At 53.7% G+C, this 25,884-nt stretch carries 19 protein-coding genes; 4 read left to right on the forward strand and 15 right to left on the reverse strand.

Features of this window, described 5'->3' with window-relative positions:
* Window positions 1–150: 150 nt before the first annotated feature.
* The 13 genes from wecG to trxA form a co-directional block, all read right to left on the reverse strand.
* On the reverse strand, window positions 151–900 hold the full coding sequence (wecG, locus tag O1Q74_RS18795; RefSeq protein ID WP_271875021.1) for a lipopolysaccharide N-acetylmannosaminouronosyltransferase: 750 nt from the start codon (window positions 898–900) through the stop codon (window positions 151–153).
* Window positions 897–2,279, reverse strand: a complete 1,383-nt coding sequence (wzyE, locus tag O1Q74_RS18800) for an ECA oligosaccharide polymerase (RefSeq protein WP_271875022.1) — start codon at window positions 2,277–2,279, stop codon at window positions 897–899. The genes wecG and wzyE overlap by 4 nt, the downstream gene beginning before the upstream one ends.
* On the reverse strand, window positions 2,276–3,361 hold the full coding sequence (locus tag O1Q74_RS18805) for a TDP-N-acetylfucosamine:lipid II N-acetylfucosaminyltransferase (protein ID WP_271875023.1): 1,086 nt from the start codon (window positions 3,359–3,361) through the stop codon (window positions 2,276–2,278). Before O1Q74_RS18805 ends, wzyE begins: the two co-directional genes overlap by 4 nt.
* Window positions 3,358–4,608 carry a lipid III flippase WzxE gene (wzxE, locus tag O1Q74_RS18810; protein WP_271875024.1) on the reverse strand — a complete coding sequence of 417 codons (1,251 nt, stop codon included), beginning with the start codon at window positions 4,606–4,608 and terminating at the stop codon, window positions 3,358–3,360. Before wzxE ends, O1Q74_RS18805 begins: the two co-directional genes overlap by 4 nt.
* Window position 4,609: 1 nt before the next feature.
* A complete protein-coding gene (gene rffA, locus O1Q74_RS18815; protein WP_271875025.1) occupies window positions 4,610–5,740 on the reverse strand; it encodes a dTDP-4-amino-4,6-dideoxygalactose transaminase in 1,131 nt (376 codons plus the stop codon).
* Window positions 5,741–5,744: 4 nt separating this feature from the next.
* Window positions 5,745–6,476 carry a dTDP-4-amino-4,6-dideoxy-D-galactose acyltransferase gene (wecD, locus tag O1Q74_RS18820; RefSeq protein ID WP_271875026.1) on the reverse strand — a complete coding sequence of 244 codons (732 nt, stop codon included), beginning with the start codon at window positions 6,474–6,476 and terminating at the stop codon, window positions 5,745–5,747.
* A gap of 42 nt (window positions 6,477–6,518) precedes the next feature.
* On the reverse strand, window positions 6,519–7,592 hold the full coding sequence (gene rffG / locus O1Q74_RS18825; protein WP_271875027.1) for a dTDP-glucose 4,6-dehydratase: 1,074 nt from the start codon (window positions 7,590–7,592) through the stop codon (window positions 6,519–6,521).
* Window positions 7,583–8,845, reverse strand: a complete 1,263-nt coding sequence (gene wecC, locus O1Q74_RS18830; protein WP_271875028.1) for a UDP-N-acetyl-D-mannosamine dehydrogenase — start codon at window positions 8,843–8,845, stop codon at window positions 7,583–7,585. Before wecC ends, rffG begins: the two co-directional genes overlap by 10 nt.
* Before the next feature lie 113 nt (window positions 8,846–8,958).
* Window positions 8,959–10,089, reverse strand: a complete 1,131-nt coding sequence (gene wecB / locus O1Q74_RS18835) for a non-hydrolyzing UDP-N-acetylglucosamine 2-epimerase (RefSeq protein WP_271875029.1) — start codon at window positions 10,087–10,089, stop codon at window positions 8,959–8,961.
* A gap of 67 nt (window positions 10,090–10,156) precedes the next feature.
* Window positions 10,157–11,203, reverse strand: coding sequence for an ECA polysaccharide chain length modulation protein (gene wzzE, locus O1Q74_RS18840; protein WP_271875030.1), 1,047 nt, complete (start codon window positions 11,201–11,203; stop codon window positions 10,157–10,159).
* Window positions 11,204–11,224: 21 nt separating this feature from the next.
* Entirely contained in the window at window positions 11,225–12,322 is a 1,098-nt protein-coding gene (gene wecA / locus O1Q74_RS18845; RefSeq protein WP_271875031.1) for a UDP-N-acetylglucosamine--undecaprenyl-phosphate N-acetylglucosaminephosphotransferase, read from the reverse strand.
* A 313-nt stretch (window positions 12,323–12,635) separates the two neighbouring features.
* Window positions 12,636–13,895 (reverse strand): transcription termination factor Rho, encoded by a 1,260-nt coding sequence (rho, locus tag O1Q74_RS18850; protein ID WP_096617845.1) that lies wholly within the window; start codon window positions 13,893–13,895, stop codon window positions 12,636–12,638.
* Between the two features lie 491 nt (window positions 13,896–14,386).
* Window positions 14,387–14,713, reverse strand: a complete 327-nt coding sequence (gene trxA, locus O1Q74_RS18855; RefSeq protein ID WP_010283883.1) for a thioredoxin TrxA — start codon at window positions 14,711–14,713, stop codon at window positions 14,387–14,389.
* 118 nt (window positions 14,714–14,831) lie between these two features.
* Between trxA and rhlB the strand changes: the two genes are divergently transcribed.
* Together rhlB and ppx are read left to right on the forward strand one after the other, a co-directional pair.
* Window positions 14,832–16,124 (forward strand): ATP-dependent RNA helicase RhlB, encoded by a 1,293-nt coding sequence (rhlB, locus tag O1Q74_RS18860; RefSeq protein WP_271875032.1) that lies wholly within the window; start codon window positions 14,832–14,834, stop codon window positions 16,122–16,124.
* Window positions 16,125–16,130: 6 nt separating this feature from the next.
* Window positions 16,131–17,627, forward strand: coding sequence for an exopolyphosphatase (ppx, locus tag O1Q74_RS18865; protein ID WP_271875033.1), 1,497 nt, complete (start codon window positions 16,131–16,133; stop codon window positions 17,625–17,627).
* 22 nt (window positions 17,628–17,649) lie between these two features.
* Here the strand turns inward: ppx and rep are convergent, their stop codons facing one another.
* Entirely contained in the window at window positions 17,650–19,671 is a 2,022-nt protein-coding gene (rep, locus tag O1Q74_RS18870) for a DNA helicase Rep (protein WP_271875034.1), read from the reverse strand.
* Window positions 19,672–19,831: 160 nt separating this feature from the next.
* On the opposite strand from rep, the gene ppiC reads away from it, so the two are divergent.
* Window positions 19,832–20,113 carry a peptidylprolyl isomerase PpiC gene (gene ppiC, locus O1Q74_RS18875; RefSeq protein WP_015842110.1) on the forward strand — a complete coding sequence of 94 codons (282 nt, stop codon included), beginning with the start codon at window positions 19,832–19,834 and terminating at the stop codon, window positions 20,111–20,113.
* Between the two features lie 65 nt (window positions 20,114–20,178).
* Here ppiC and putA read toward each other — a convergent pair whose 3' ends face one another.
* Window positions 20,179–24,147: a trifunctional transcriptional regulator/proline dehydrogenase/L-glutamate gamma-semialdehyde dehydrogenase gene (gene putA / locus O1Q74_RS18880; protein ID WP_271875035.1), complete on the reverse strand. Its 3,969-nt coding sequence runs from the start codon at window positions 24,145–24,147 to the stop codon at window positions 20,179–20,181.
* Between the two features lie 196 nt (window positions 24,148–24,343).
* On the opposite strand from putA, the gene putP reads away from it, so the two are divergent.
* Window positions 24,344–25,828 carry a sodium/proline symporter PutP gene (putP, locus tag O1Q74_RS18885; RefSeq protein ID WP_271875036.1) on the forward strand — a complete coding sequence of 495 codons (1,485 nt, stop codon included), beginning with the start codon at window positions 24,344–24,346 and terminating at the stop codon, window positions 25,826–25,828.
* Window positions 25,829–25,884: the final 56 nt, after the last annotated feature.

Raw genomic sequence — 25,884 nt, forward strand, 5'->3', positions numbered from 1 at the left:
AACACATCAGGGATGACGAATAGGCCAAAGATAGAATTCTGTATTCCCGATTGGCTGGCAAATAGACAATCAAAATCGAATAGGAATAAAAAAACAGGGCGATATATCGCAGAGAAAGGTTGGCGCGTTCAACGCGCCAATTCAATGAGGCTACAGGCGACCGCTGTAGTGATAGGCAACGTATTTCAGTAGCTTAAACTGCCGAAAAATACGGCTCGGCTGGGACAGTAAGCGATACAGCCATTCCAGTCCTAAGTTTTGCCACACGAGCGGGGCACGCTTCACATGCCCGGTAAAGACGTCATACGTTCCCCCCACGCCCATATACAAGGCATCAGGATAGTGGTGACGACAGTCGCGCATCAGGATTTCCTGTCGTGGCGACCCCATCGCGACGGTAACAATCCGTGCACCGCTGGCGCGAATGCGCTCAAACAACGCATCGCGCTGCTCTGGCGCAAAATAGCCATCCTGGCTACCAACAATATTCACATTCCACTGTGCCCTCAGCTTCGCTTCCGTTTGTGCCAGCACATCAGGTTTGCCGCCCACCAGAAAAACCGGCGTTCCTTCTTTGCCTGCCCGCTCCATTAGCGCTTCCCACAGATCAGCACCTGCAATCCGCGTGACGTCAGCCTGCGGATACTTGCGCCGAATGGAGCGCACGATGCTGATGCCGTCCGCATACTTGTACTCTGCACGATCGAGCAATGCACGTAGCGCCACGTCTTTTTCCGCCGTTAGCACTTTCTCCGCGTTAATCGCGACGAGCGTGCCCGTTTCAACCCGCTCGCCCGCAAACAGGTAATCAACAAACTGCGCCATATTGCGAAAGCCGTGAATGGGCAAACCACGAATGGTATACAGAGGAATGGTCTCTGTGGTTTTTAACGCTGTCATACCTGCTCCTTTATCACAGGATCCTGTACGGTGTTGGGTGTCGGCGTGGCACGCATACGCATCAGACGTTGCCGGATTAGCCCGGCGCTTTCCAGCAGCCAGTAGAGCAGCTTGGCAACGAGCAAGCACAGGCCGAAGACCAGACAGAAAAACACCACACGCGAAACAAAAGAATCAACGCCTTCACGCGTCAGCACAATAATGTTGAACACCGCCCCGAAGCAGAACGCCTGCAAAATAGCGGCCTTATAGCGATTACTGTCGCGTTTTCCTAACTCGTACACCCAGTCGAACCACTTGATCACCAGCCCGACTGCAATCGCGCCGAGCGGGATAAACAGCACCCCGCCCATCACCACTAGCGACCCTAGCAGCGTGGGAGAGATCGCCAACCCAGAGTGGTTATTCAACACTTCCCAGGTGAAATAGTTCGCACTGTTTAACACCAGATTCGGACGCTCCGGCCATAGCCAGGAGGGAATGAAAACATAGAAATCGCGAGCAATCGGCGCCAGCCCCTGAAATTCAATTTTGTCGTAGTTCTGCCACAGTAGCGCCAGGTTCTCCCAGGGCGAAAAGGTGTCACGGGTTAAATAGAGGAAGGTATAAAAGGCGTAATCACCGCTGACGTCCAGCCCATAGCGCTTCAGCGCCAGCCAGAACATCCCGACAATTCCGAACGCGCCTGCCGCAACCAGCATCCACAGCGTAATCCAGCCGCGCACAATGCCAATAAACAGAAACAGGGCAAAGGCGATGATCAGATTCGCACGCGTTCCGCCGACAATCACGTAGGTCAGCATACCAAATGCCACGGTGCCGATGAGGAACAGTAGCCACGCACGCTGCGTCTGGCGCAGGAAATACACCACCAGCATCGCCGGAATGAAGAAGTAGAAGAAGCGTTTCAACGCCACGCCGGACACATCGCTGGAGAATATCTGGCTGTAAGAACGCAGCTTAAACAACAAGAAGCCATTGTTGAGGAAGAAAATACCGACGGTGGCTACCGCAATCAACGCCAACAGCAGCCAGGTCAGATTGGCTTCCACCCGGTTCACCGTCAGGAGTGGCGCACGCGGCGCGGAGGTTTTCTGGCGTAGCCGTGTCTTATAGCTGACGTAATAGATCGCATAGAACGCCGTCGCAGACAGCATCGCCTGAAGCAAGAACTGTACGGGAACGACGTCAACGCCGAACCGGAACACCAGCACACAGGTAAACGGAAAACCAAAATAGAACGTCAATAAATAGAGCAGGGAAAACAGCACGTTAAAATTAAAACGTACCCGCCGAAACTCCATCCAGGTCAGGCTCAGGATAAAGATGACTGAAATCAGGTAGACGACAAACAGCCCACCAAATTGCCCCAGCGTCATGTTGGTTCTCCCGTCGCCAACGCCAGCGCCTCTCGCCAGCCTTGCAGATAATTGGGATTAAAGAACGCGATCTGGTGCTTATCTACCGATGCCAACTGGCGCTGCGCTTCACGCACCAGCGCTTCATCCAGCTCGTCACCGTAAAACAGCACGGGCAGTTCCTGTTCCGTCAGATCCTGCCAGAACGGATTTTGCCGACTAATCACGAACGGCACGCCAAACTGAATCAGCAGGCATAACGTCCCGATGCCCTGCTGGCGATCGAAAATAAAATAGCCCAAATCGCAGGTGCGCAGCATGTTGAGATAATCATCAAACGCCAACTGATCTTTCAGCAGTTGGAAATTTTTCACGCCAAACAGCGCCAAACCGTCTTTTTCCACCTGCGCGATGTAGGATTCGTTATTCGCAGGGTAGCCCATTGGCACAATTACCCGCACATTTTTTCCGAACTGCTTGTGAATCGCCCGCAGCGCTTCCTGATGGCGATTCGTGCGATCGCCAGAATTGCCAACCAAAATCGTCATCGGCCCTGCCAGCGGTTTATCCACCTGCATGCCCGTTAGCGCTGGATTCATTCGCGTCGGGAAGTACAGTAATGACGTCGGCACGCGAGGTGAACGCTGCTGATACCACGCCAGATCGCCACGCGTGGCAAACACGTGCCCAACACGCTTTTGCGCCATACGCCGCAGCAGATAAAACAAGCGATATTTCAGGCTGCTCGCTTCTTCATACAGATCAGCACCCCACACGTGCCAGTAAACCTGTTCGGATTTGATTTTCCCGCTCAGCAACGCCAGCCACAGCGTGGGGTTAAACTGCCCGTGCAGGAAAAAGCACATCTTACGGTTCGCTTTGGCTCTGGCAATGACGGCCTCAGCCAGCGTTTTCTTATCCACACAGGTTTCAATACGCAACGCGGGAAAATCGGCCGATGAAATGCCGTCGTGGGAAGCCACGATAAAATGCCGAACCTGACGTTCGGGGAGTTCCGTTGCCAGTACGTCGTTAAAAAAACGTAAAACGGTCTGGTTATGATGCGGGATGTCAGATCCCAATACATGAATCAGTGTCGTCATGCTCGCCTACGGTAAATAATGAATACGCAACAACAAAGCAAAAAATAGACCAGGTAGGTTGCCATATAGGCCTGCGCCGCACCTTGTGCACCATAAAGCGGAATCAACCAGTGGGAAAACCCGGTCAACAGGAGGAACTGGCTGACTTCCGTGAGCAGATAAAAGCGCAGCGCCGCTTTCGCGATGACCAGATAGCCAAAGACGTAAGCGCCCACTTTCATCACATCCCCTACCAACTGCCAAACGAAGAGATCTCTCATTGCCGTAAATTGACTGGAAAACAGCAGCCAGATGGCAAAGTCTCGCAGTAGCCACACGCAAAAACTAACGCCCGCCACGACGGGCAGCACAAACTTCAGCGAGCGCACAATCTCCTGCGCCAGCGCAGCCTTGTCCGTCAGGCGCGACAGTGTCGGCAACAGATAAACGGTAAAGGAGGCAGTAATAAATTGCAGGTACGCATCGGAAATACTGCTGACGCCCTGCCAGATACCCACCTCATCCCAACTGTAATGGGCTGCCAGCAGGTTACGCATCATGATATACGCCACAGGCAGCGTCACCGCGGTCATCAACGCCATCAGCGTAAACTTGCCCAACTGACCGGCAATAGCGCGCTCCCACGTCGGTTTTAGCGACGCTAGCGACAGTGGCGTGCGTCGCAGTAGCATGATACCTGCTGGAATCACCAGCAGCGCGGGCACCAGCGCCAGCCCAGCCAGTGCGCCAACGTAGCCACCCAGTTGCAGACAGAGCCAAAAGGCTGCCAGCCCAATCAGGCTACCGCCGATCACCGCCAACGCGTTGCCTATCGCATCCCGATAGCCTTTGAGGATCGCCAGAAACAGGTTGGCGTAGGCGATACCCATTTGGATAAACGCCAACGCACGCACCACATCGCGATAGTCGTCATGCCCAAACAGCAGATTGGCAATAGGCGTTGCAGCAGTCAGAAAGAGTATCGCCAGCAGCGTGGAAAACCCCAGCACCAGCGTGACAGACGTACCGAGCAGCGGCCTCAGCCGTTCCGGCTGTTGCTGATACTCCGCCACATATTTGGTGACGCCGTTGAAGATCCCTGCGCCGGCTAACACGCCCAGCACCGTAATCAGCTGGCGGAAATTCCCTGCCATTCCCACACCGCTGGGGCCAAACGTGACCGCCAGCAGTTTGACAACAACCAGCCCCGCGCCGATTTTTATCAGCGTGGAGCCTGCCGTCCATATCGATGCTTTCGCCAACGACATATCAGGAGAAGAAGCTCAGAATGGTATTGATGACCGTCCGCTGGTTGACGTCCGAGAGGTTGTAGAACAAGGGTAAACGCACCAGCCGTTCGCTTTCCTGCGTGGTGTAGCGATCGTCACCGGAGAAACGACCGAAGTTCAGGCCAGCCGGACAGCTATGCAGCGGGATATAATGAAAGACCGTCATGATTTCCGCTTCTTTCATGTAATTGATAAACGCGCTGCGGTCGTCCTGGGAGCTGAGTTTGATATAAAACATGTGTGCGTTGTGAATCCCATTGGCAGGCACGGTCGGCAGGGTAATACGCCCGCCATCAGCCAGCGATTTAAATGCCGCGTAGTAGTTCTGCCACAGTTTCAGGCGACGCTCGTTGATCGGCCGTGCCGCTTCCAGCTGTGCCCAGAGATAGGCAGCCTGAATATCCGCCATCAGGTAGCTTGAGCCGATATCACGCCACGTGTATTTATCCACCTGTCCGCGGAAAAACTGGCTACGGTTAGTGCCTTTTTCACGGATGATTTCCGCGCGCTCCACCAGTCTGGCGTCATTAATCAGCGTGGCGCCACCCTCTCCGCCCGAGGTGTAGTTCTTGGTCTCGTGAAAGCTGAAGCAACCGATGTGGCCGATAGAGCCCAGAACGCGGCCTTTGTAGCTGGACATCACGCCCTGCGCGGCATCTTCCACGACATATAAATCGTATTTCTTCGCCAGCGCCATAATCGCGTCCATCTCGCAGGCCACGCCCGCGTAGTGAACTGGCACGATAATGCGCGTCTTTTCCGTAATGGCCGCTTCGATTTTCGTCTCGTCAATGTTCATGGTATCCGGGCGGATATCGACAAACACGATTTTCGCACCGCGCAGCACAAAGGCGTTAGCGGTGGAAACAAAGGTATAGCTCGGCATGATCACTTCATCGCCGGGTTTCACATCCAGCAGGATAGCGGCCATCTCTAGCGAAGCCGTACAAGAAGGCGTGAGCAGGACTTTTTTACTGCCGGAGTAATGTTCCAACCACTGCTGACAACGGCGGGTAAACCCACCATCGCCGCACAACTTACCGCTGCTCATGGCAGCCTGCATATAATCCAGTTCCGTACCGACAACCGGTGGCGCATTAAATGGAATCATGTGATCACCTGTATAACCAATACGCCGTGCTCTCAATCGTGGCACCACGGCGAAGATAAAGACGAAGCGCCGCCACGTTGCCAACCTGCGTCGCGACCCGAAGACGAATCAATCCTTGTTGTCGGCACCACGTTTCCGCCAGCGCCATCAGCTGTGAACCGATGCCCCGTACCGTAACGCCCGGCCAAACGCCCAGTAGTCCGATACGTGCATCCGCGTCATCCACTCTGCGTAGCGTGACCCATCCCTGTGGATTGCCAGCGGCATCTTCCGCCAGTAAACAGCAGTGGTCGAACGTACCGCGCACGGCATTTTCAATCCACTGCGCATAGAAACGCCCGCTATCCTCCGGCTGGTACCACGGAGAACGAAAACGGCTCAGTGCAAACACACGAGATGCCGCGTCCCTCAGTGCCGGGATATCGTCGGGCGCGGCTTCACGCCAGCGCGGTAGCGACGTAACCACGGTAGGCCGTTCCAGCGACAAACTGAGATCGACTTCGCCTTCTACCAATCGAAAACCCAGATCGGCAAGCGCATCCGCCAACACCAGATTGTTCGCCGCGATTTTGGCCTGCGTCAGCATAAAGGCGCTCAGCGCATCAGGCGTCAACACAGGCGCAGAAGGCGAAAAATTCAGCTTACCGCTGTCGATCTGGAAGAACTCACTCTCCCAGCCCAGCGGTTCAACCGTGGCGCGAATCTCTCCCTGCCCTACTGATACCGGATAGGTCATTGTTTCGCTCCTTCTTTTCCTTTTCCGCCACTGGGCACAGGTTTAATCGTTCAGCCCTAAACGTTCGCCGGCATAAGAACCATCCTGCACGCTGCGCCACCATTTTTCGTTATTCAGATACCAGTTGACGGTTTTTCTCATGCCCGTCTCAAACGTTTCTTCCGGACGCCAGCCCAGTTCACGTTCAATTTTCCCGGCATCGATCGCGTAGCGCATATCGTGGCCTGGGCGGTCTTTCACGTAGGTGATGAGATCGCGGTAATGTTCTACGCCAGCGGGTTTATTCGGCGCCAGCTCTTCCAACAGCGCGCAAATGGTCTGCACGACTTCAATGTTTTTGCGCTCGTTGTGCCCGCCGATGTTGTATGTTTCGCCGATTTCGCCTTCTGTCACCACGTTGTACAGTGCGCGAGCATGGTCTTCGACAAACAGCCAGTCGCGAATTTGTGCGCCATCACCGTAAACTGGCAACGGTTTACCCGCGACCGCATTCAGGATCACCAGCGGAATCAGTTTCTCTGGGAAATGGTAAGGGCCGTAGTTATTCGAGCAGTTGGTGATAATCGTCGGGAACCCGTAGGTACGCAGCCAGGCGCGAACAAGGTGGTCGCTAGATGCCTTCGATGCGGAATAGGGGCTGCTCGGCGCATAAGACGTCGTTTCTGTGAACAGATCATCCGTCCCGTGCAGATCGCCAAATACTTCATCGGTAGAGATATGGTGAAAACGGAACGCACGTTTGTCCGCATCAGCCAGGCTCTGCCAGTAGTGGCGTGCCGCTTCCAGCATGGTGTAGGTACCAACAATATTGGTTTCGATAAACGCCGCTGGGCCGTCAATAGAGCGATCGACATGGCTTTCTGCCGCCAAATGCATCACCAGCGCGGGCTGGTAGGCCTTAAAGACACGGTCCAGTTCAGCACGATCGCAGATATCTACCTGCTCGAACGCAAAACGTTCGCTATCGGCAACGGGAGCCAGAGAAGACAGGTTACCTGCATAAGTCAGTTTATCGACAATAACGACGCTGTCCTGCGTCTCCGTCAGAATGTATCTGACCAACGCTGAACCAATAAACCCTGCACCACCGGTAATTAAAATACGTTTCAACGCCATACTCCTTTGGTATCAATAACCCACTGTTGTTTCACATCTTCTGGATTAATCGCTTTAAACTGACGGTGGTCGACCAGCATTACCAGCACATCGGCTTCTTTTAATGCACTGCTGGTATCGACCAGTTTTACCTGCCCGGCCAATACGGACGGCAGATGTTTGACATTAGGTTCAACGGCTAACGTCACACCGGTATTCCACTGTGCAATCATGGACGTAATCCCTACTGCGGGGCTTTCGCGCAGATCGTCAATGTCGGGCTTGAAGGCCAGCCCAAAACAGGCCACCGTGACCTCGCTGGCGCGTTTATCCGTTTGTGCCAGATAATCCGCCACGGCCGCTTTAACGCGATCCACGACCCAGAGTGGCTTGCCATCGTTCACCAGTCTGGCGGTATGAATCAAGCGAGCCTGCTGCGGATTCTGCGCCACGATAAACCACGGATCGACCGCAATACAGTGCCCGCCGACGCCAGGGCCGGGTTGCAGGATATTGACGCGGGGATGGCGGTTTGCCAATCGGATAAGTTCCCATACGTTAATGTTTTGTTCGGCACAAATCAGCGAGAGCTCATTGGCGAAAGCAATGTTGACATCGCGGAAGCTGTTTTCCGTCAACTTGCACATTTCGGCGGTGCGAGAGTTAGTAACCACACACTCACCTTCGAGGAAGATTTTGTACAGTTCACTGGCGCGCGCAGAGCACACCGCGGTCATACCACCAATCACACGATCGTTTTTAATCAGCTCAACCACAACCTGCCCCGGCAGCACGCGTTCAGGACAATAGGCTATATTAATATCCGCCGTTTCCCCAACCTGCTGCGGAAACGTCAAGTCCGCTCGTGCCTCGGCCAGCCATTCGGCCATTTGCTCGGTTGCACCTACGGGGGATGTCGATTCCAGAATCACCAGATCGCCTTTCTTCAGAACAGGCGCGATGGATGCCGCAGCCGCCTGAACGTAGGCCAGATCGGGTTCATGATCGCCTTTGAATGGGGTAGGAACGGCAATCAGGAAAGCGTCGGCTGGCACAGGCTTTGTCAGCGCCTGAAGGTAACCATTTTCTACAGCGACTTTGACTAACGAATCCAGATCGGGCTCGACGATATGGATCTCGCCGCGATTAATGGTTTCGACCGCCAGTTTGTTCACATCGATACCGATGACTTTTTTCTGGCGCGACGCAAACGCCGCAGCAGTGGGTAAACCGATGTAGCCCAAACCGATTACGGAAATGGTAGTGAAGCTCATAGTGTCACCTGATAATTTTTATGTCGGGCCGTCGCAGCCCGAAAATGCACTTAGCGATTTTTTATGTCGGGCTATCCCTGCCCGACACCCTTCGGGCCGTCGCATAGCGACGTTTAAAATCGCTCCTGGCGATTTTTTAAAGCATCAACGATGCGTTGACAGGCTTGTCCATCACCATAAGGATTGTGGGCGCGGCTCATTGCTTGATACGCCTCTTCATCCGTCAGCAGCATAGAGACCGCATCGACAATGCTAGTCACTTCTGTTCCCACCAGCTTGACCGTGCCCGCTTCAACCGCCTCCGGCCGTTCTGTCGTATCACGCATCACCAATACTGGCTTGCCTAACGATGGTGCCTCTTCCTGAATGCCACCAGAGTCGGTCAAAATCATGTAAGAACGGTTCATCAAATACACGAAAGGCAGATAGTCCTGCGGCGCAATCAGCATCACATTATCAATGCCGCTCAGGATGCGATTCACCGGTTCGCTGACGTTAGGATTCAGGTGAACCGGATACACAATTTGTACTTCAGGGTGGCGACGGGCGATATCCGCCAGCGCGCTGCAAATGCGCTCGAAGCCACCGCCAAAACTTTCGCGGCGGTGTCCGGTAACCAGAATCAGCTTCTTGTTATCGTCCAAAAAGGCATATTTTTCGTCAAGGCTGCGGCGTAGCGCGGCATCCCCGAGAATGCGATCGCGCACCCAGAACAGCGCATCAATCACCGTATTACCCGTCACAAAAATATGCCGATCGGACAGATGCTCACGCAGTAAATTTTGGCGGGAATTTTCCGTTGGGGCGAAATGGTACATCGCCAAATGTCCGGTCAGTTTGCGGTTAGCCTCTTCCGGCCAGGGCGAGTACAAATTGCCAGTACGCAATCCCGCTTCTACATGGCCGACGGGAATACGCTGATAAAAGGCCGCCAGGCTGGTTGCCAACGTCGTAGTGGTATCTCCGTGAACCAACACCAGGTCCGGTTTGAACTCCGCCATGACGGGTTCAAGTCCCGATAAAATCCGGCAGGATATCTCACTGAGCCCCTGTCCCGGTCGCATAATATCCAGATCGTAATCCGGCATAATATCGAACAAACGCAGCACCTGATCCAGCATCTCCCGATGCTGGGCTGTTACGCAAATTCTCGATTCAAAGGCTCCATCCTGAGCCAGGGCATGAACCAGCGGCGCCATTTTAATGGCTTCCGGCCGGGTGCCGAAAACAGTCAACACTTTCACATTGAATCTCTTTAATCAGGTTAGACGCAGACGCTCGCAGAGCATCAAACGCGAAACAGCCAGCGGGTTAACGCGGACGGCGAGCCAAAGCAACACCGGCACCAACGAGCGCACCAATCGCGCCCCACATCACCATCAGGAATGCCCGACGTGGGCTGTCACGCTTTACTGGCTCTTCCGGTGTACGCAAATAGCGATACGTCTGGAAACTGGCTTCAAGCGTTGGGCCAACGTTCAGGGTAGCCAACATCGCGCGATTTTGATCGTAATCCAGTTCGTAGTGGGGGCCGCTGGTCTGCAATGTTTCCAGTCGGGCTTGAAGCATCGGCCTGCCGAGCAGGAACATTTCCGATGCGGGGATTTCGTCTGCCGGCGTATCCGTCTGGCTACGGCTAATGCCTTGCTGCTGCGCGATTTTCAGCGCCAGCTCAACGCTGCGGACTTCGCGATCGTAAATCGCTTTCGCTACCGCTTCCTGACGCTTGATCTGTGATTTCATGAAAATGGTTCTGGCAGCCCAGGCCCCTTTGATCTCTTCATTCAGGTGGTTAGCAGCTCGCTGGCTGGCAAAAGCCACATACTGACGAAGCAACGTGTTGGAATCCGCAGAGGTTTCCGCCACCAGCTTCACGGAATCATTGGTTTTTTTCCCATCGTCGCGTGGCGTAAACTGAATGTTGCTGACCATTTCATCCAGCAGAGCGGCATCTACCTTTGCATTACTTTCCAGACGCTGCTTGTAATAGTCGGTCTGCAACCAGAAATCACGACGGGTATCGTAAGCCGCTAATTGCATGATGAATTCATCATAAGCATCAGCCGAAATAGAGGGTTGCTCTGGCTGAAGAGTAGAAAAAGATCGGGCGTCGAGGTTACGCAGGAATTGCTGCTGCGAATAATATCCTCCCAGCATATTGACCGTCGGCTTGTCGGTAATCGCTGTCGCGCTCCACTCCTGTTTAACAAGATAGGAATAGCCTAATGCCACAACGGCAAAAAGCAGGCCGAGCGCTATCGGCCATACCTTCCCCCGCCACAGCAGGCGAAATAAACCACGGATATCCAGTTCGTTATCAATCAACGCATTCCCGGTAGACAAGTTCTCTGATTTCATTACTTCCCCAAAATTATTTGGTCAGGATGACTGCTTTTGCTCATCGGAATGCCGCATACGGCGTTTGATTCGCTTGATAAAACGGGCGACCCGCCATGCTCGTTTCAGGCAGTAGCCATACAGTAGAAATGCAAGCAAAAATAATGCCAACATCAACCATTCGGGTATAAAAAAGAAATATTCTCCCAACACACCAACCGCAGCCAGCAAAGCGGCGGCGAGCGTAATCAGCACAAACGCCTGACGGGAAGAAAAACCTGCACGCATCATTAAATGATGAATATGCTGCCGGTCAGGCGAGAACGGGCTCATCCCTTTGCGTAAGCGCCGATACATAATGGCGATCATATCAATCAGCGGGATCGCGATAATCCACAATGCCGTCACCGGATTAATCGGATGCTGCGGACCTTGCGTTGTTTGAATCAGGAGCCAGATGGCTGTGAAGCCAATCATCGTGCTGCCCGCATCACCCATGAAAACCTTGTAACGTCGGCCAAACATGCCGAGATTAAGCAGAATATAAGGCAACGTCGCCGCGATCATGGCGAAACACCACAGGGCCAGATTCGTCTGGCCGCTCAGATACAGCAAAATCCCCATCGCCCCAAACGAAACGCTGGACAATCCACCGAGCAACCCATCGATCCCGTCCACCATATTGAACGCATTAATCGCCGCCCAAACGGCAAACAGCGTGACCAGATAACCAAACGGCCCCAGCGCCATCTGCCATGGGCCGAAAATGTGTCCCAGATTGTGTAACGTCAAGTCGGCAAAGACCATCATCACCACTGCGACAAACGCCTGCACCACAGCACGGATTTTCACACTGATATCAAAACGATCGTCCAGCATACCGACAAAAACCAGCACGCCCGCACACAGCAGGTAAAGACGGAAGTTGGGGATATATTGATCGGTAATAAAGTAGGTAAAGCAGATACCCGCATACACAGAGATACCGCCAACCAGAGGCACAAGACCCCGATGGCGTTTGCGGTAGTTGGGACGATCGACAAGTCCTATTTTACCCGCGATGCCGCGAGCAAAAAAAAGAAAGCCCAGAGAAAAAAAGAAAATAAATAGTAATTCGGTACTCATAGTGAGTAAGTTCACCGTTAACAGCTGCGCTGTAGCTGTTCAGTATAGACTCGGTTTACGCCTTATATCCTATCGCCCACGTTGATCGCCAGTACAAATTGAGTGATAACCGCGACTTTTCCCAGTAGAAAGTCCCTTCACATCCGATCAATGAGGGGATAAAAAAAACGCCACGACCCAGCGTGGCGTTCCCCGAGTTATCCGTAATGTACCCGTCATACTTCAAGCCGCATGTGCGTTGGCAATACTCGGCTCATCTCTGAGCCTCGCCCTGAGGGGCCGCCGCAAGCGGCGTTCATTTAGGGTATATATAGATGAACGCCCGGATTTATGAACGTTTCATCATGTCGAAGAATTCATCGTTGGTTTTCGTCATCGCCAGCTTGTTGATCAGGAATTCCATCGCGTCGATCTCGCCCATTGGGTGAATGATCTTGCGTAGAATCCACATCTTCTGCAATTCTTCAGAGGTGGTAAGCAATTCTTCTTTACGCGTACCAGAGCGGTTGTAATCAATCGCCGGAAAGACGCGTTTTTCTGCAATTTTACGTGCCAGGTGCAGTTCCATATTACCTGTACCTTTAAACTCTTCGTAAATCACTTCATCCATCTTGGAACCGGTATCCACCAGCGCAGTAGCGATGATGGTCAGGCTACCGCCTTCCTCAACGTTACGCGCCGCACCGAAGAAGCGCTTAGGACGATGCAGGGCGTTAGCATCCACACCACCGGTCAACACTTTGCCCGACGCCGGAACAACGGTGTTGTAGGCACGCGCCAGACGGGTAATGGAGTCCAGCAGAATGATAACATCTTTCTTATGCTCAACCAGGCGCTTCGCTTTTTCGATCACCATTTCGGCAACCTGAACGTGACGGGAAGCCGGTTCGTCAAACGTTGACGCCACCACTTCACCTTTCACCAGACGCTGCATCTCAGTCACTTCTTCTGGGCGTTCGTCAATCAGCAGTACCATCAGCACACAGTCAGGATGGTTGTAAGCAATGCTCTGCGCAATATTCTGCAGCAGCATGGTTTTACCTGCTTTGGGCGGTGCAACGATCAGACCACGTTGACCACGGCCAATCGGCGCAGCCAGATCCAGTACACGCGCCGTCAGATCTTCTGTCGAGCCGTTACCACGTTCCATACGCAGACGAGAGTTTGCATGTAGCGGCGTGAGGTTTTCGAACAGGATCTTGTTGCGGGCGTTTTCAGGTTTGTCGTAGTTGACTTCGTTAACTTTCAGCAGCGCAAAGTAGCGTTCACCTTCTTTCGGCGGACGAATCTTGCCAGAAATGGTGTCACCAGTACGGAGGTTAAAACGGCGGATTTGGCTGGGAGAAACGTAGATATCATCGGGGCCTGCGAGGTAGGAGCTGTCTGCGGAGCGGAGAAAGCCGAAGCCATCCTGCAATATCTCCAGCACACCATCGCCGAAAATATCCTCGCCGCTTTTGGCATGCTGTTTCAGAATAGCGAAGATAATATCCTGTTTACGCATGCGGGCCTGATTTTCCAGACCCATATTTTCGCCAAGAGCAATTAACTCAGAAACTGGCGTATTCTTTAATTCGGTAAGATTCATAGTGGTGGGTTCTTTAACTCGGGGTAAATCTCGAACTATTAACGTGAATGGTATGGCAGGGTCATCCGTGCCTCTATAACAGCCTTCAACCACCGGATTCCTGTCTGGTTTCACACCTGAAGCGCATTACATCCGCGCAAAACAACATCCGCACAAACGATATCCGCATAAACCAACGGCAGGAGATCGAAGACACACAAAACTAAGTATTATAAAACTAGTAGACTGCCAAAATCAGATCACAAACGTGTTGTAAAATAATCATTTTTCAAAAAAGACTTTGCAAAACAACGATTTTTCGATTTCGACACAGAATAATGCTTTAGACTCTAACTTTCAGGCTTAAGCCTAAGGGCTTAAACATAGGCAAGTACGATATGCAGTGATGAAGAATCTAACACGCTTCCCGACGAGCGGCAAGCGGTCAATATGAGAATTGCATATTGCCCGATTGCGCCCGTCGGCAATACCCTTTGGGGGTATAAAGCTAATTACAGATTCGCCGTCAGGAACTCTTTCAGTTGCCCTTTGGACAGCGCGCCGACTTTTGTCGCCGCGACTTCGCCGTTTTTAAACAGCAGCAGAGTGGGGATACCACGGATACCATATTTCGGCGCAGTGGCCGGATTTTCATCAATGTTCAGCTTGGTAACCGTCAGTTTTCCTTCAAACTCTTCGGCGATTTCATCCAGGATAGGAGCGATCATTTTGCAAGGACCACACCACTCAGCCCAGAAATCAACCAAGATAGCGCCCTCAGCTTGCAGTACTTTCGTGCCGAAGCTGTCATCAGTCAGGTGAATTATTTTATCGCTCATATTTTACTCCGCAGGATTATTTCTACCTTGTTGGTGTAGCATTAACCAACAACGGCTTGACTTTATTTCACCGGATACGCTTTCGTAAAGCAATAGTTAGCTGATATTCTACCACACTATGAGCAAAACACACTTAACTGAACAGAAGTTTTCCGACTTCGCCCTGCACCCGCAGGTTATTGAAGCCCTTGAAAGTAAAGGGTTTCATAACTGTACGCCTATTCAGGCGTTAGCTCTGCCATTGGCTCTGTCAGGGCGTGATGTTGCAGGTCAGGCGCAAACCGGTACCGGCAAGACGCTGGCTTTTCTCGCGTCTACTTTCCATTATTTGCTTTCACACCCTGCAAATGCAGAGCGTCAAACCAATCAACCACGTGCCTTAATTATGGCACCAACCCGTGAACTGGCTGTCCAGATTCACTCTGACGCAGAAGCACTGTCTCACCTTACTGGGTTAAAACTGGGTTTAGCCTACGGTGGAGACGGTTACGACAAGCAGCTTAAGGTGCTGGAAAACGGCGTTGATATCCTGATCGGTACCACCGGTCGCCTGATTGATTACGCCAAACAGAACCACATAAACCTGGGCGCGATTCAGGTCGTCGTGCTGGACGAAGCGGACCGTATGTACGATCTCGGCTTCATCAAAGATATTCGCTGGTTGTTCCGCCGCATGCCGCCAGCGACACAGCGTCTGAACATGCTCTTTTCCGCAACGCTCTCCTACCGGGTGCGTGAACTCGCGTTTGAACAGATGAATAACGCAGAGTACGTGGAAGTTGAACCAGAGCAAAAAACCGGCCATCGCATTAAAGAAGAACTGTTTTATCCGTCTAACGAAGAAAAAATGCGCCTGCTCCAGACACTGCTGGAAGAAGAGTGGCCGGACCGCTGCATTATTTTCGCGAATACCAAGCATCGCTGCGAAGATATCTGGGGCCATCTGGCTGCCGACGGCCATCGTGTTGGGCTGCTGACGGGCGACGTCGCACAGAAAAAACGTCTGCGTATTCTGGAAGAATTTACTCAGGGCAATCTGGATATTCTGGTGGCAACGGACGTTGCAGCGCGTGGTTTACATATTCCTTCCGTGACCCACGTTTTCAACTACGACCTGCCGGATGACTGCGAAGACTACGTCCACCGTATTGGACGTACTGGTCGCGCGGGACAAAGCGGATTTTCCATCAGCCTGGCTTGTGAAGAGTATGCGCTGAACCTCCCGGCTATCGAGACCTATATCGGCCACAGCATCCCGGTCAGCAAATACAACAGCGACGCGCTGATGAATGATTTACCCGCGCCGAAGCGTTTAACACGCCCACCGCGTTCCAATAATGGCCCGCGCCGACATAGCAATGCGCCGCGCCGCAGTGGAGCGCCCCGTAATAACCGTAAACGAGCGGATTAACCGTCGATGCTGAGCTCTTCTTCACTTTACGCTGCCATCGATCTCGGCTCGAACAGCTTCCATATGCTGGTCACCCGGGAAACCGCAGGCAGCATTCAGACGCTGGCGAAAATAAAGCGTAAAGTCCGCCTTGCGGCAGGGCTGGATAAACAGAATCGGCTCTCGCAGGACGCGATGCAGCGCGGCTGGCAGTGTCTACAGCTGTTCTCCGAACGGTTGCAGGACATCCCGCAGGATCAGGTGCGCGTCGTCGCGACCGCCACCCTGCGGCTGGCAACGAATGCTGACGAGTTTCTGCAACGGGCCCAGGAAATTCTGGGCTTGCCGATTCAGGTTATCAGCGGTGAAGAAGAAGCACGCCTGATTTATCAAGGCGTAGCACATACGACGGGCGGCCCGGATGCGCGTCTGGTCGTGGATATCGGCGGTGGCAGCACCGAGCTGGCGACAGGGATTGGCGCAAAAACGACCCAGTTGATCAGCCTCCCGATGGGATGCGTCACGTGGCTGGATCGCTATTTCAGCGACCGCAATTTGGAAGCCGGTAATTTTGAACGCGCGGAACAAGCGGCGCGTGAAATGCTGCGTCCTGTCGCCGCCTCGCTGCGCGAGCAGGGTTGGCAAATCTGCGTCGGCGCCTCCGGCACAGTACAAGCGCTACAGGAAATCATGGTCGCGCAGGGAATGGATGAATACATTACCCTGCCGAAGCTCAGACAGCTTAAAGAGCATGCGATTCAGTGCGATAAGCTGGAAGAGCTGGAAATTGAAGGCCTGACGCTGGAACGCGCGCTGGTTTTTCCCAGCGGATTAGCCATCCTGCTGGCGATCTTCCAAGAGCTCGACATCAAAACGATGACGCTGGCTGGTGGAGCGCTGCGTGAAGGGCTGGTCTATGGCATGTTGCATTTGCCCATCGATCAGGACATTCGTCACCGCACATTGGCGACGCTGCAACGCCGCTATCTGCTGGATGCCGAACAGGCTAAGCGCGTCAGCACACTGGCGGACAACTTTCTGCAACAGGTTGCCCGTGACTGGCAGTTAGATAGCCGATGTCGCGAGTTACTGCGCAGCGCCTGTCTGGTACACGAAATCGGTTTGAGCATCGACTTTCGCCAGTCGCCCCAGCATGCAGCCTATTTGATTCGCCATAGCGATCTCCCCGGCTTTACGCCCGCCCAGAAAAAACTGTTAGCCACGCTCCTGCAAAACCAGATTAACCCTGTCGATTTAATGCCGCTGAGTCAGCAGAATGCGCTGCCAGTGAATCAGGCGCAGCGCCTATGCCGCCTGTTACGTCTGGCGATTATTTTTGCCAGCCGGCGCCGCGATGACACGCTGCCAGCCGTACGATTACGCGTAGAAGGTGAAACACTGCGTTTGATTCTGCCTGCGGGCTGGCTGGCACAGCATCCATTACGGGCAGAAATGCTGGAACAAGAAAGTCGCTGGCAGAGCTATGTACACTGGCCGCTGATGCTGGAAGAAGCTTCAGCTTAACGAGCACATAGGGGAGAACGCTTTATTCCCCTTTTGCTTTCGCCAACATCGCTCGGATGTTAGCAACGTTCGCCTGACCTTTCTGCATACGCTCTTGTGCGCTGACCACTTTCCTTTCTGTTTCCCACACGACATCGTCCTGCGGCAATTCCAGCAGGAAACGGCTCGGCTCAGGGCGAACCAATTCACCATACTGGCGGCGCTCTTTGCATAACGTGAAGATAAGTTCACTCTGGGCGCGCGTAATCCCCACGTATGCCAGGCGGCGTTCTTCATCAACGTTGTCTTCATCAATGCTGCTTTGGTGCGGCAGTAGCCCCTCTTCCATCCCGACCAAAAAGACGTATGGAAACTCCAGACCTTTGGACGCATGCAGCGTCATCAGTTGTACCTGATCCAGCTCCTCTTCACTTTCTCCACGTTCCATCATGTCCCGTAGGGTGAAGCGCGTCACCACCTGCGTCAATGTCATGGGCTCATCCAATTCGGAGCCTTCCAGCATTTCTGTCATCCAGCTAAATAACTGATTGACGTTCTTCATCCGCATTTCAGCGGCTTTTGGGCTGGGTGAGGTTTCATAGAGCCAGCTTTCGTAGTCCAGCCCATGAATCAGGTCGCGCACGGCGGCTACCGGTTCACGCTCTGCCAAACGGGCAATTTCCGCCAGCCACTGGGTAAACCGTTGCAGGGATTCCAGCCCACGGCCGGTAAGCGACTGGCTCAATCCCAAATCAAAGCTCGCGCTGAACAGGCCTTTATTGCGCTGCCCTGCCCACTCCCCCAGCTTCTTCATCGTCGCCGGGCCGACCTCACGTTTGGGCGTGTTCACAATGCGTAAGAACGCGCTGTCATCATCCGGGTTGGTCAAAACGCGCAGATAAGCCAGCAAGTCTTTGATTTCAGGACGGGAGAAAAAGGACGTGCCACCGGAAATGCGATACGGAATACGGTTCTGCATCAGCATCTTTTCAAACAGGCGCGACTGATGGTTACCACGATACAAAATGGCATAGTCGCCATACTGGGTCTTTTTAATAAAGTGATGGGCAATCAGCTCACCAACGACCCGCTCCGCTTCGTGATCTTCGTTATTGGCGGTAATCACTTTGAGTTCATCGCCGTAGCCCAGCTCTGAGAACAGTCGTTTTTCAAAAACGTGCGGGTTATTGGCGATGAGAATATTGGCCGCTTTCAGAATACGCCCGGATGAGCGGTAGTTTTGTTCCAGCTTGATCACGTCAAGCGTGGGGAAATCCTGCTGTAGCAGCACCAGATTCTGTGGACGCGCCCCGCGCCAGGAGTAAATAGACTGATCGTCATCGCCTACGACGGTGAAACGCGCGCGGGTACCGACCAGCAGTTTCACCAGCTCATACTGGCTGGTATTGGTATCCTGATATTCATCCACCAGCAGGTAGCGCAAGCGGTTCTGCCAACGTTCGCGTACCTCAGCGTTTTGCTTCAGCAGCAGCGTAGGCAACAAAATCAGATCGTCGAAGTCCAGCACGTTACAGGCGCGCAAATGTTCATGATAGAGCGAGTAGCAGTGCACAAATAGCTTGTCGCGTTCGGAACGCGCCGTCGCTGCCGCACCAGCAGGATCGATCAGATCGTTTTTCCAGTTTGAGATCGTCGAGATCAGCTGTTGCAGCAAAACCTTATCATTTTCCAGCCACTGCTCCGTCAGCTCTTTCAGCAGCGCCATCTGATCTTGATCGTCGAACAGGGAGAAGTTGGATTTCATCCCCAATGCGGCGTATTCGCGTTTGATGATCTCCAACCCCAACGTATGGAAGGTCGCAATCATCAGCCCACGCGTTTCTTTACGCCCCAGCGTCTGCGCCACGCGCTCCTTCATCTCCCGCGCCGCTTTGTTGGTAAACGTCACGGCAGCAATATGCCGAGCCTGATAGCCACACTGGCGGATAAGGTGCGCAATCTTGTTGGTGATCACGCGGGTCTTGCCTGAACCTGCGCCCGCCAGTACCAGACAAGGTCCGGTGACGAATTCGACGGCGTGTTGTTGGCTGGGGTTTAAGCGCATAACGATCTTGCTCACTCATAAAACGGAAGGCGATTGTAGCAGAAAGCCGTATCGATCTTGACCAGGGATTTGTTATTAAGGAAAGCACGTCGCAGTCCACATCTTGCGTTGCAAATGTTACATTGCGCGCAGGCATCTCTTTTGCAAAAAAGGTAACAACATGGCAAATACCGCAGCAGCATTGCACATCCTGGTGGATACCGAACAGCAGGCTAACGACATTCTTGCTCAACTGGAAAAAGGCGCAGACTTCCAGAAACTGGCGCAAAAACACTCGACCTGCCCGTCAAAGCGCAATGGCGGTGATTTAGGTGAATTTCGTAAAGGCGACATGGTGCCAGCGTTCGATAAGGCCGTGTTTTCCTGCGAATTGTTGAAACCGTTTGGTCCGGTAAAAACCCAGTTTGGTTACCATGTAATCAAGGTGCTATACCGCAACTAAGTCATTACACCGACGCATATAAATAGAAAAAGCGCGCCGACCTTCTGGGCTGGCGCGTTTTTTTCTTAGCCTATCGTCATCAGGCTGGCGTTGCCGCCCGCTGCCGCAGTATTAATACTCAGGGCACGTTCGGTCAGCAGGCGCTCAAGCTGAACGTGGGTATCACCCTGCGCATAACCCAGCGGCAGGATAATCGGGCCATCGCGCTCTGCAAGCATTGTACTCAACTGCCGCAACCGATCGGCATCCCCGTGGTAAATGACGCCATGAAAAGAGACGTCGTGCCGCTGCCAGTCCGGCGTAAACTGAATATGAGACTGTACCTCGGCGGGTAAATGCTCATAGAGCGTTTTCTCCTGCTCACCTTCCGGCCACAGCAGTTGCCCGCCGGTTGCCAGCACCGCCGCCATCTGAATCAAGCGGTCTTCCTCAGTATCTGCCAAACATAAAACCCGTTCACGCGGCAACAGCGTATAGGTATTGCTTTCCCCTGTCGGGCCCGGCAGCAGCCGCGTTATCCCGCTGATGCTATATTCTCTGTAACGCTGGCACAGCGTCGTCAGCCCGTGGCGTTCGCCGGCAATCGCCCACGCTTCCAGCGCCTGTAACCCCGCCAGCAGCGACGCTCGGGCAGAAACATCGGGAACCTGCTCACGATCCTGATGCGCGAACCCTTTCGCGAGCGCCTCGTCCGGCCGATGTGCCAGCAAGCGATACAAATAAAGCGGTCCGCCAGCCTTTGGTCCGGTTCCTGATAAGCCTTCACCACCAAAAGGCTGAACCCCGACAACAGCACCGACCATATTGCGATTCACATAGTGGTTGCCCACCCTCGCCTTGCCCGTCACACGCTGGATGGTTTCATCGATACGGGTATGCACGCCTAACGTCAGGCCGTATCCCGCTGCGTTAATTTGCTCAACCACGGTATCCAACTGCTGGCTTTGATAGCGAACAACGTGTAAAACTGGACCAAAAACTTCTTTTTTCAACTCGTCTATACTGCCCAGTTCAATCAGAGTCGGTTTCACAAACGTCCCGTGCCGCCAGGTTTCCTCATCCTGCGGGTGCGCTGCCTGAAATACGGTATGGCCTTTCGCCCGCATCGCCTGAATATGCCACTCCACGTTCTCTTTCGCTTCCGCGTCAATCAGCGGGCCGATGTCGGTCGATAAGCGTTCAGGATTCCCCATTCGACACTCCGCCATCGCGCCACGCAGCATAGCCAACGTGCGATCCGCAATGTCCTCTTGCAGACACAAAAGACGCAGCGCGGAACAACGCTGCCCTGCACTATCGAACGCGGAGGCGATCACGTCATTCACCACCTGTTCCGTCAGTGCAGAGGAATCGACAATCATCGCATTCAGACCACCCGTTTCGGCAATCAGCGGCGTCACCCGTCCCTGTGGATCGAGCCTGCCAGCAATGCTGCGTTGTAGCGTTTTAGCCACGGCTGTCGATCCGGTAAACACCACGCCGCGTACTCGCTCATCGTTGACCAATGCGGCACCAATCGTTTCGCCCTGCCCAGGCAGCAGTTGCAGTACGCCCAGAGGAATGCCCGCCTCATGTAAAATACGCACCGCCTGTGCCGCAATCAGCGGTGTCTGTTCAGCCGGTTTCGCCAATACGCTGTTTCCTGCCGCCAGTGCGGCAGAAATCTGTCCGGTGAAGATCGCCAGCGGGAAATTCCACGGACTGATGCACACCACCGGCCCCAGCGGACGATAGGTGTCATTGGTGAACGAGTCTCGGACCTGACCCGCGTAATAGCGTAAGAAGTCCACCGCTTCGCGCACTTCCGCAATCGCGTTACTGAAGGATTTCCCCGCTTCCCGCACCAGCAACCCCAGCAGGCTCTGCAACTGATTTTCCATCAGCGAAGCAGCCTGATTCAATATCGCAGCACGCTCAGCAGGTGGCGTCGCAAACCAGATGGTGCCCGCATGTACCGCTGCGTCTATCGCCAGCTCAACATCCGCCACCGAGGCATCAAGAACGTAGCCCACCACATCGTGCGTATCGGCGGGATTCACCACGGGCTTTTCTTCGACCGCGTCGCTTTCTCCCTCAATCATCGGTGCGGCATACCACGGTTGTGTCGCGTGGTTCAACAACGCGCTGGACAGCGAGGCCAGCCGGTGCTCATTCGAGAGATCCAGCCCGCTCGAATTTTGCCTCGCCTGACCATACAGCTGGCGCGGCAGGGGAATGCGGGGATGCGGTGCCCCCATGATCCATTCCACTTTTGCCAGCGCCTCTACGCCGCGAATCGGATCGGCAATCAGCGTTTCCAGCGCCATTGAGGTATCCGCAATGCGGTTAACAAACGAGGTATTCGCGCCGTTTTCCAGCAGACGCCGTACCAGATAAGCCAGCAGCGTTTCATGGGTTCCCACCGGGGCATAAATACGACACGGGCGGTTCAGTTTACCGTCCGCAACTGCCCCCACCACCTGATCATAGAGCGGTTCCCCCATGCCGTGCAGGCACTGAAACTCATACTGGCCGGGATAGTAATTGTTGCCCGCCATGTGGTAGATCGCACTGAGCGTCTGGGCATTGTGTGTGGCGAACTGCGGGTAAATCAGATTCGGTACGGCCAGTAGCTTGCGTGCGCACGCCAGATAAGACACATCGGTATAGACCTTGCGCGTGTAGACAGGGTAGCCCTCCAGCCCGTCAACCTGTGCCCGCTTGATTTCGCTATCCCAGTACGCGCCTTTCACCAGACGAATCATCAGCCGCCGATGGCTGCGCTGTGCCAACTCAATCAGCGCGTCGATCACATATGGGCAGCGCTTCTGATACGCCTGAATGACAAACCCGATGCCGTTCCACCCCGCCAGTTGCGGCTCCATACAGAGCTTTTCCAGCAGATCGAGTGAGATCTCCAGTCGATCGGCTTCCTCCGCGTCAATATTGATCCCGATGTCGTACTGACGCGCCAGCAGCGTCAGCGTCAGCAAACGCGGGTAGAGTTCTTCCATTACACGGTCATACTGCGCCCTGCTATAGCGTGGATGCAGTGCCGATAGCTTGATGGAAATGCCCGGCCCTTCGTAAATCCCGCGCCCGTTCGAGGCTTTGCCGATAGCATGAATCGCCTGCTGATAGGCCGCCAAATACGCGGCGGCATCGTGCTCCGTCAGCGCCGCTTCACCTAACATATCGTAAGAGTAGCGGAAGCCTTTTTCCTCTCGCTCACGGGCATTCGCCAGCGCTTCACCGATGGTTTCGCCAGTAACAAACTGTTCTCCCATCAGCCTCATAGCCATATCAACGCCTTTGCGAATAAGCGGTTCGCCACTTTTCCCGATCATCCGGTTCAGCGAATTCGACAGGTGCGCCTCGTTATGTGTCGCCACCAGTTTTCCGGTAAACAGCAGTCCCCAGGTTGCGGCATTCACAAAAAGCGACGGACTATGACCAAGATGCGCCTGCCAGTTCCCCCGACTGATCTTGTCGCGGATCAGCGCATCGCGCGTGGATTTATCAGGAATACGCAGCAGCGCTTCGGCTAAACACATCAACGCCACTCCTTCCTGAGAAGAAAGTGAGAATTCCTGTAGCAGCCCTTGCACCATGCCCGCGCGCCCGCTTCCGGCTTTCTGGCTGCGTAATTGCTCCGCCAGCCGATAAGCCATTTTCTGCGTTAATTCCGACATTTCATCGGTAAGTCTTGCCTGTTCAAGTAAAATGGGAACCAGTTCACTTTCGGGGCGGCGGTAAACAGAAGTAATGGCGGCGCGGATAACAGACTGGGGAAGAACATGCTCAGCGAAATCAAGAAAGGGTTGGTGGGTTTCTTCTTCCCGAGATTGCGGCATAATCTCTTCCGCTTCAGTGTGGCTGACGTTCGCCCATTGCGGTGTTTCAGGAGTGTCGAGGCCACTTTCGAGGCGTTCGAGGTAATGGAAAATAGCCTGTTTGATCAGCCAGTGCGGTGTGCGATCAATACGCTGTGCTGCCGCCTTGATGCGTTCGCGCGTTTCCTCATCGAGTTTTACACCCATCGTGGTAAAGCCCATAGCGTCCACTCCTGTCAGTAGAAGATGCACATCGGGAAAACGTCAATATCGACCATGTTGCAACTTTGTGCAACCTTGTTAACAAATGGAGCGGTTGCCACCCCTTATCACCTTCAGACCTCGTTCCGGCCTGAGTGATGACAATAAAACACAGCGTCGCCGCGACAGCGGCACGAAAAATAATGTGGAGAGTTGAATGACAATAAGCACACCTATGTTGGTGACGTTTCTGGTGTATATTTTCGGGATGGTTCTCATCGGCCTGTTTGCCTATCGCGCCACCAATAACTTTGGCGATTACATTCTGGGCGGACGCCGAATGGGAAGCGTGGTCACTGCACTGTCGGCTGGCGCTTCCGATATGAGCGGCTGGCTGCTTATGGGATTACCGGGTGCCATTTTCATTTCCGGCATTTCTGAAAGCTGGATCGCGATCGGCCTGACGTTAGGCGCGTATCTGAACTGGAAATGGGTTGCCGGACGCCTGCGCGTACACACTGAGATAAACCATAATGCGCTCACCCTGCCTGACTATTTCACCCACCGCTTTGAAGATAACAGCAAATTACTGCGTGTCATTTCCGCGTTAGTGATCCTGATTTTCTTCACCATCTATTGTGCATCCGGCATTGTGGCAGGGGCACGCCTGTTTGAAAGCACTTTCGATATGAGTTATGGCACCGCGTTATGGGCAGGAGCGGCGGCCACCATCGCCTATACCTTTATCGGCGGTTTTCTGGCCGTGAGCTGGACGGACACCGTTCAGGCCAGCCTGATGATTTTCGCCCTGATCCTGACGCCGGTCATGGTCATTTTATCGCTGGGAGGAATAGACACCTCTCTGATGGTGATTGAAGCGAAAAACCCAGCCAATCTGGATATGTTCAAAGGGCTGAATGTTATCGCTATCCTCTCGCTGATGGGCTGGGGTCTGGGCTATTTCGGTCAACCGCACATTCTGGCGCGCTTTATGGCCGCCGATTCCCACCACACCATCCGCAGCGCGCGCCGCATTAGTATGACCTGGATGATTCTTTGTCTGGCTGGTGCCGTGACGGTAGGCTTCTTCGGCATTGCTTACTTCCAAAGCAACCCTGATCAGGCAGGTAACGTGACGCAAAACAGCGAACGCGTCTTTATCGAGCTATCGATGTTACTGTTCAATCCGTGGATTGCCGGCGTGCTGCTGTCTGCGATTCTGGCCGCCGTGATGAGTACGCTGAGCTGCCAACTGCTGGTGTGTTCCAGCGCCATCACCGAAGATTTATACAAGCCCTTCCTGCGTAAAAATGCCAGCCAGAAAGAGCTGGTGTGGGTTGGCCGCGCCATGGTGATGTTAGTGGCAATGATTGCCATCGTGCTGGCGCTTAATCCTGAAAACCGCGTACTGGGTCTGGTGAGCTATGCCTGGGCTGGGTTCGGTGCCGCATTCGGCCCCGTGATTCTGATTTCTCTGCTGTGGCCGCGTATGACGCGCAACGGCGCCCTGTTTGGAATGATTGTGGGCGCAGCAACCGTGCTGATCTGGGAACACTACGCCTGGCTGGGCCTATATGAAATCATCCCGGGTTTCATCTTCAATAGCCTGACCATTTTTATCGTCAGCCTGCTGGGTAAAGCGCCCTCAAAAGCGATTACTGACCGCTTCAATCAGGCGGAAGCAAAATATAAGTCCGTTTGATAAAACACGTTTGATTGCGACAAAAGTCCGGCGATAAAAAAGCTCAAAAAAAGAGG

Source organism: Pectobacterium sp. A5351 (assembly GCF_028335745.1).
Lineage (GTDB): Bacteria > Pseudomonadota > Gammaproteobacteria > Enterobacterales > Enterobacteriaceae > Pectobacterium.

Bases quoted from the DNA above. Each gene is read 5' to 3' on its own strand.
- wecG (WP_271875021.1), bottom strand. From the start codon at position 900: ATGACAGCGTTAAAAACCACAGAGACCATTCCTCTGTATACCATTCGT.
- wzyE (WP_271875022.1), bottom strand. From the start codon at position 2,279: ATGACGCTGGGGCAATTTGGTGGGCTGTTTGTCGTCTACCTGATTTCA.
- O1Q74_RS18805 (WP_271875023.1), bottom strand. From the start codon at position 3,361: ATGACGACACTGATTCATGTATTGGGATCTGACATCCCGCATCATAAC.
- wzxE (WP_271875024.1), bottom strand. From the start codon at position 4,608: ATGTCGTTGGCGAAAGCATCGATATGGACGGCAGGCTCCACGCTGATA.
- rffA (WP_271875025.1), bottom strand. From the start codon at position 5,740: ATGATTCCATTTAATGCGCCACCGGTTGTCGGTACGGAACTGGATTAT.
- wecD (WP_271875026.1), bottom strand. From the start codon at position 6,476: ATGACCTATCCGGTATCAGTAGGGCAGGGAGAGATTCGCGCCACGGTT.
- rffG (WP_271875027.1), bottom strand. From the start codon at position 7,592: ATGGCGTTGAAACGTATTTTAATTACCGGTGGTGCAGGGTTTATTGGT.
- wecC (WP_271875028.1), bottom strand. From the start codon at position 8,845: ATGAGCTTCACTACCATTTCCGTAATCGGTTTGGGCTACATCGGTTTA.
- wzzE (WP_271875030.1), bottom strand. From the start codon at position 11,203: ATGAAATCAGAGAACTTGTCTACCGGGAATGCGTTGATTGATAACGAA.
- rho (WP_096617845.1), bottom strand. From the start codon at position 13,895: ATGAATCTTACCGAATTAAAGAATACGCCAGTTTCTGAGTTAATTGCT.
- trxA (WP_010283883.1), bottom strand. From the start codon at position 14,713: ATGAGCGATAAAATAATTCACCTGACTGATGACAGCTTCGGCACGAAA.
- rhlB (WP_271875032.1), top strand. From the start codon at position 14,832: ATGAGCAAAACACACTTAACTGAACAGAAGTTTTCCGACTTCGCCCTG.
- ppx (WP_271875033.1), top strand. From the start codon at position 16,131: ATGCTGAGCTCTTCTTCACTTTACGCTGCCATCGATCTCGGCTCGAAC.
- rep (WP_271875034.1), bottom strand. From the start codon at position 19,671: ATGCGCTTAAACCCCAGCCAACAACACGCCGTCGAATTCGTCACCGGA.
- ppiC (WP_015842110.1), top strand. From the start codon at position 19,832: ATGGCAAATACCGCAGCAGCATTGCACATCCTGGTGGATACCGAACAG.
- putA (WP_271875035.1), bottom strand. From the start codon at position 24,147: ATGGGCTTTACCACGATGGGTGTAAAACTCGATGAGGAAACGCGCGAA.
- putP (WP_271875036.1), top strand. From the start codon at position 24,344: ATGACAATAAGCACACCTATGTTGGTGACGTTTCTGGTGTATATTTTC.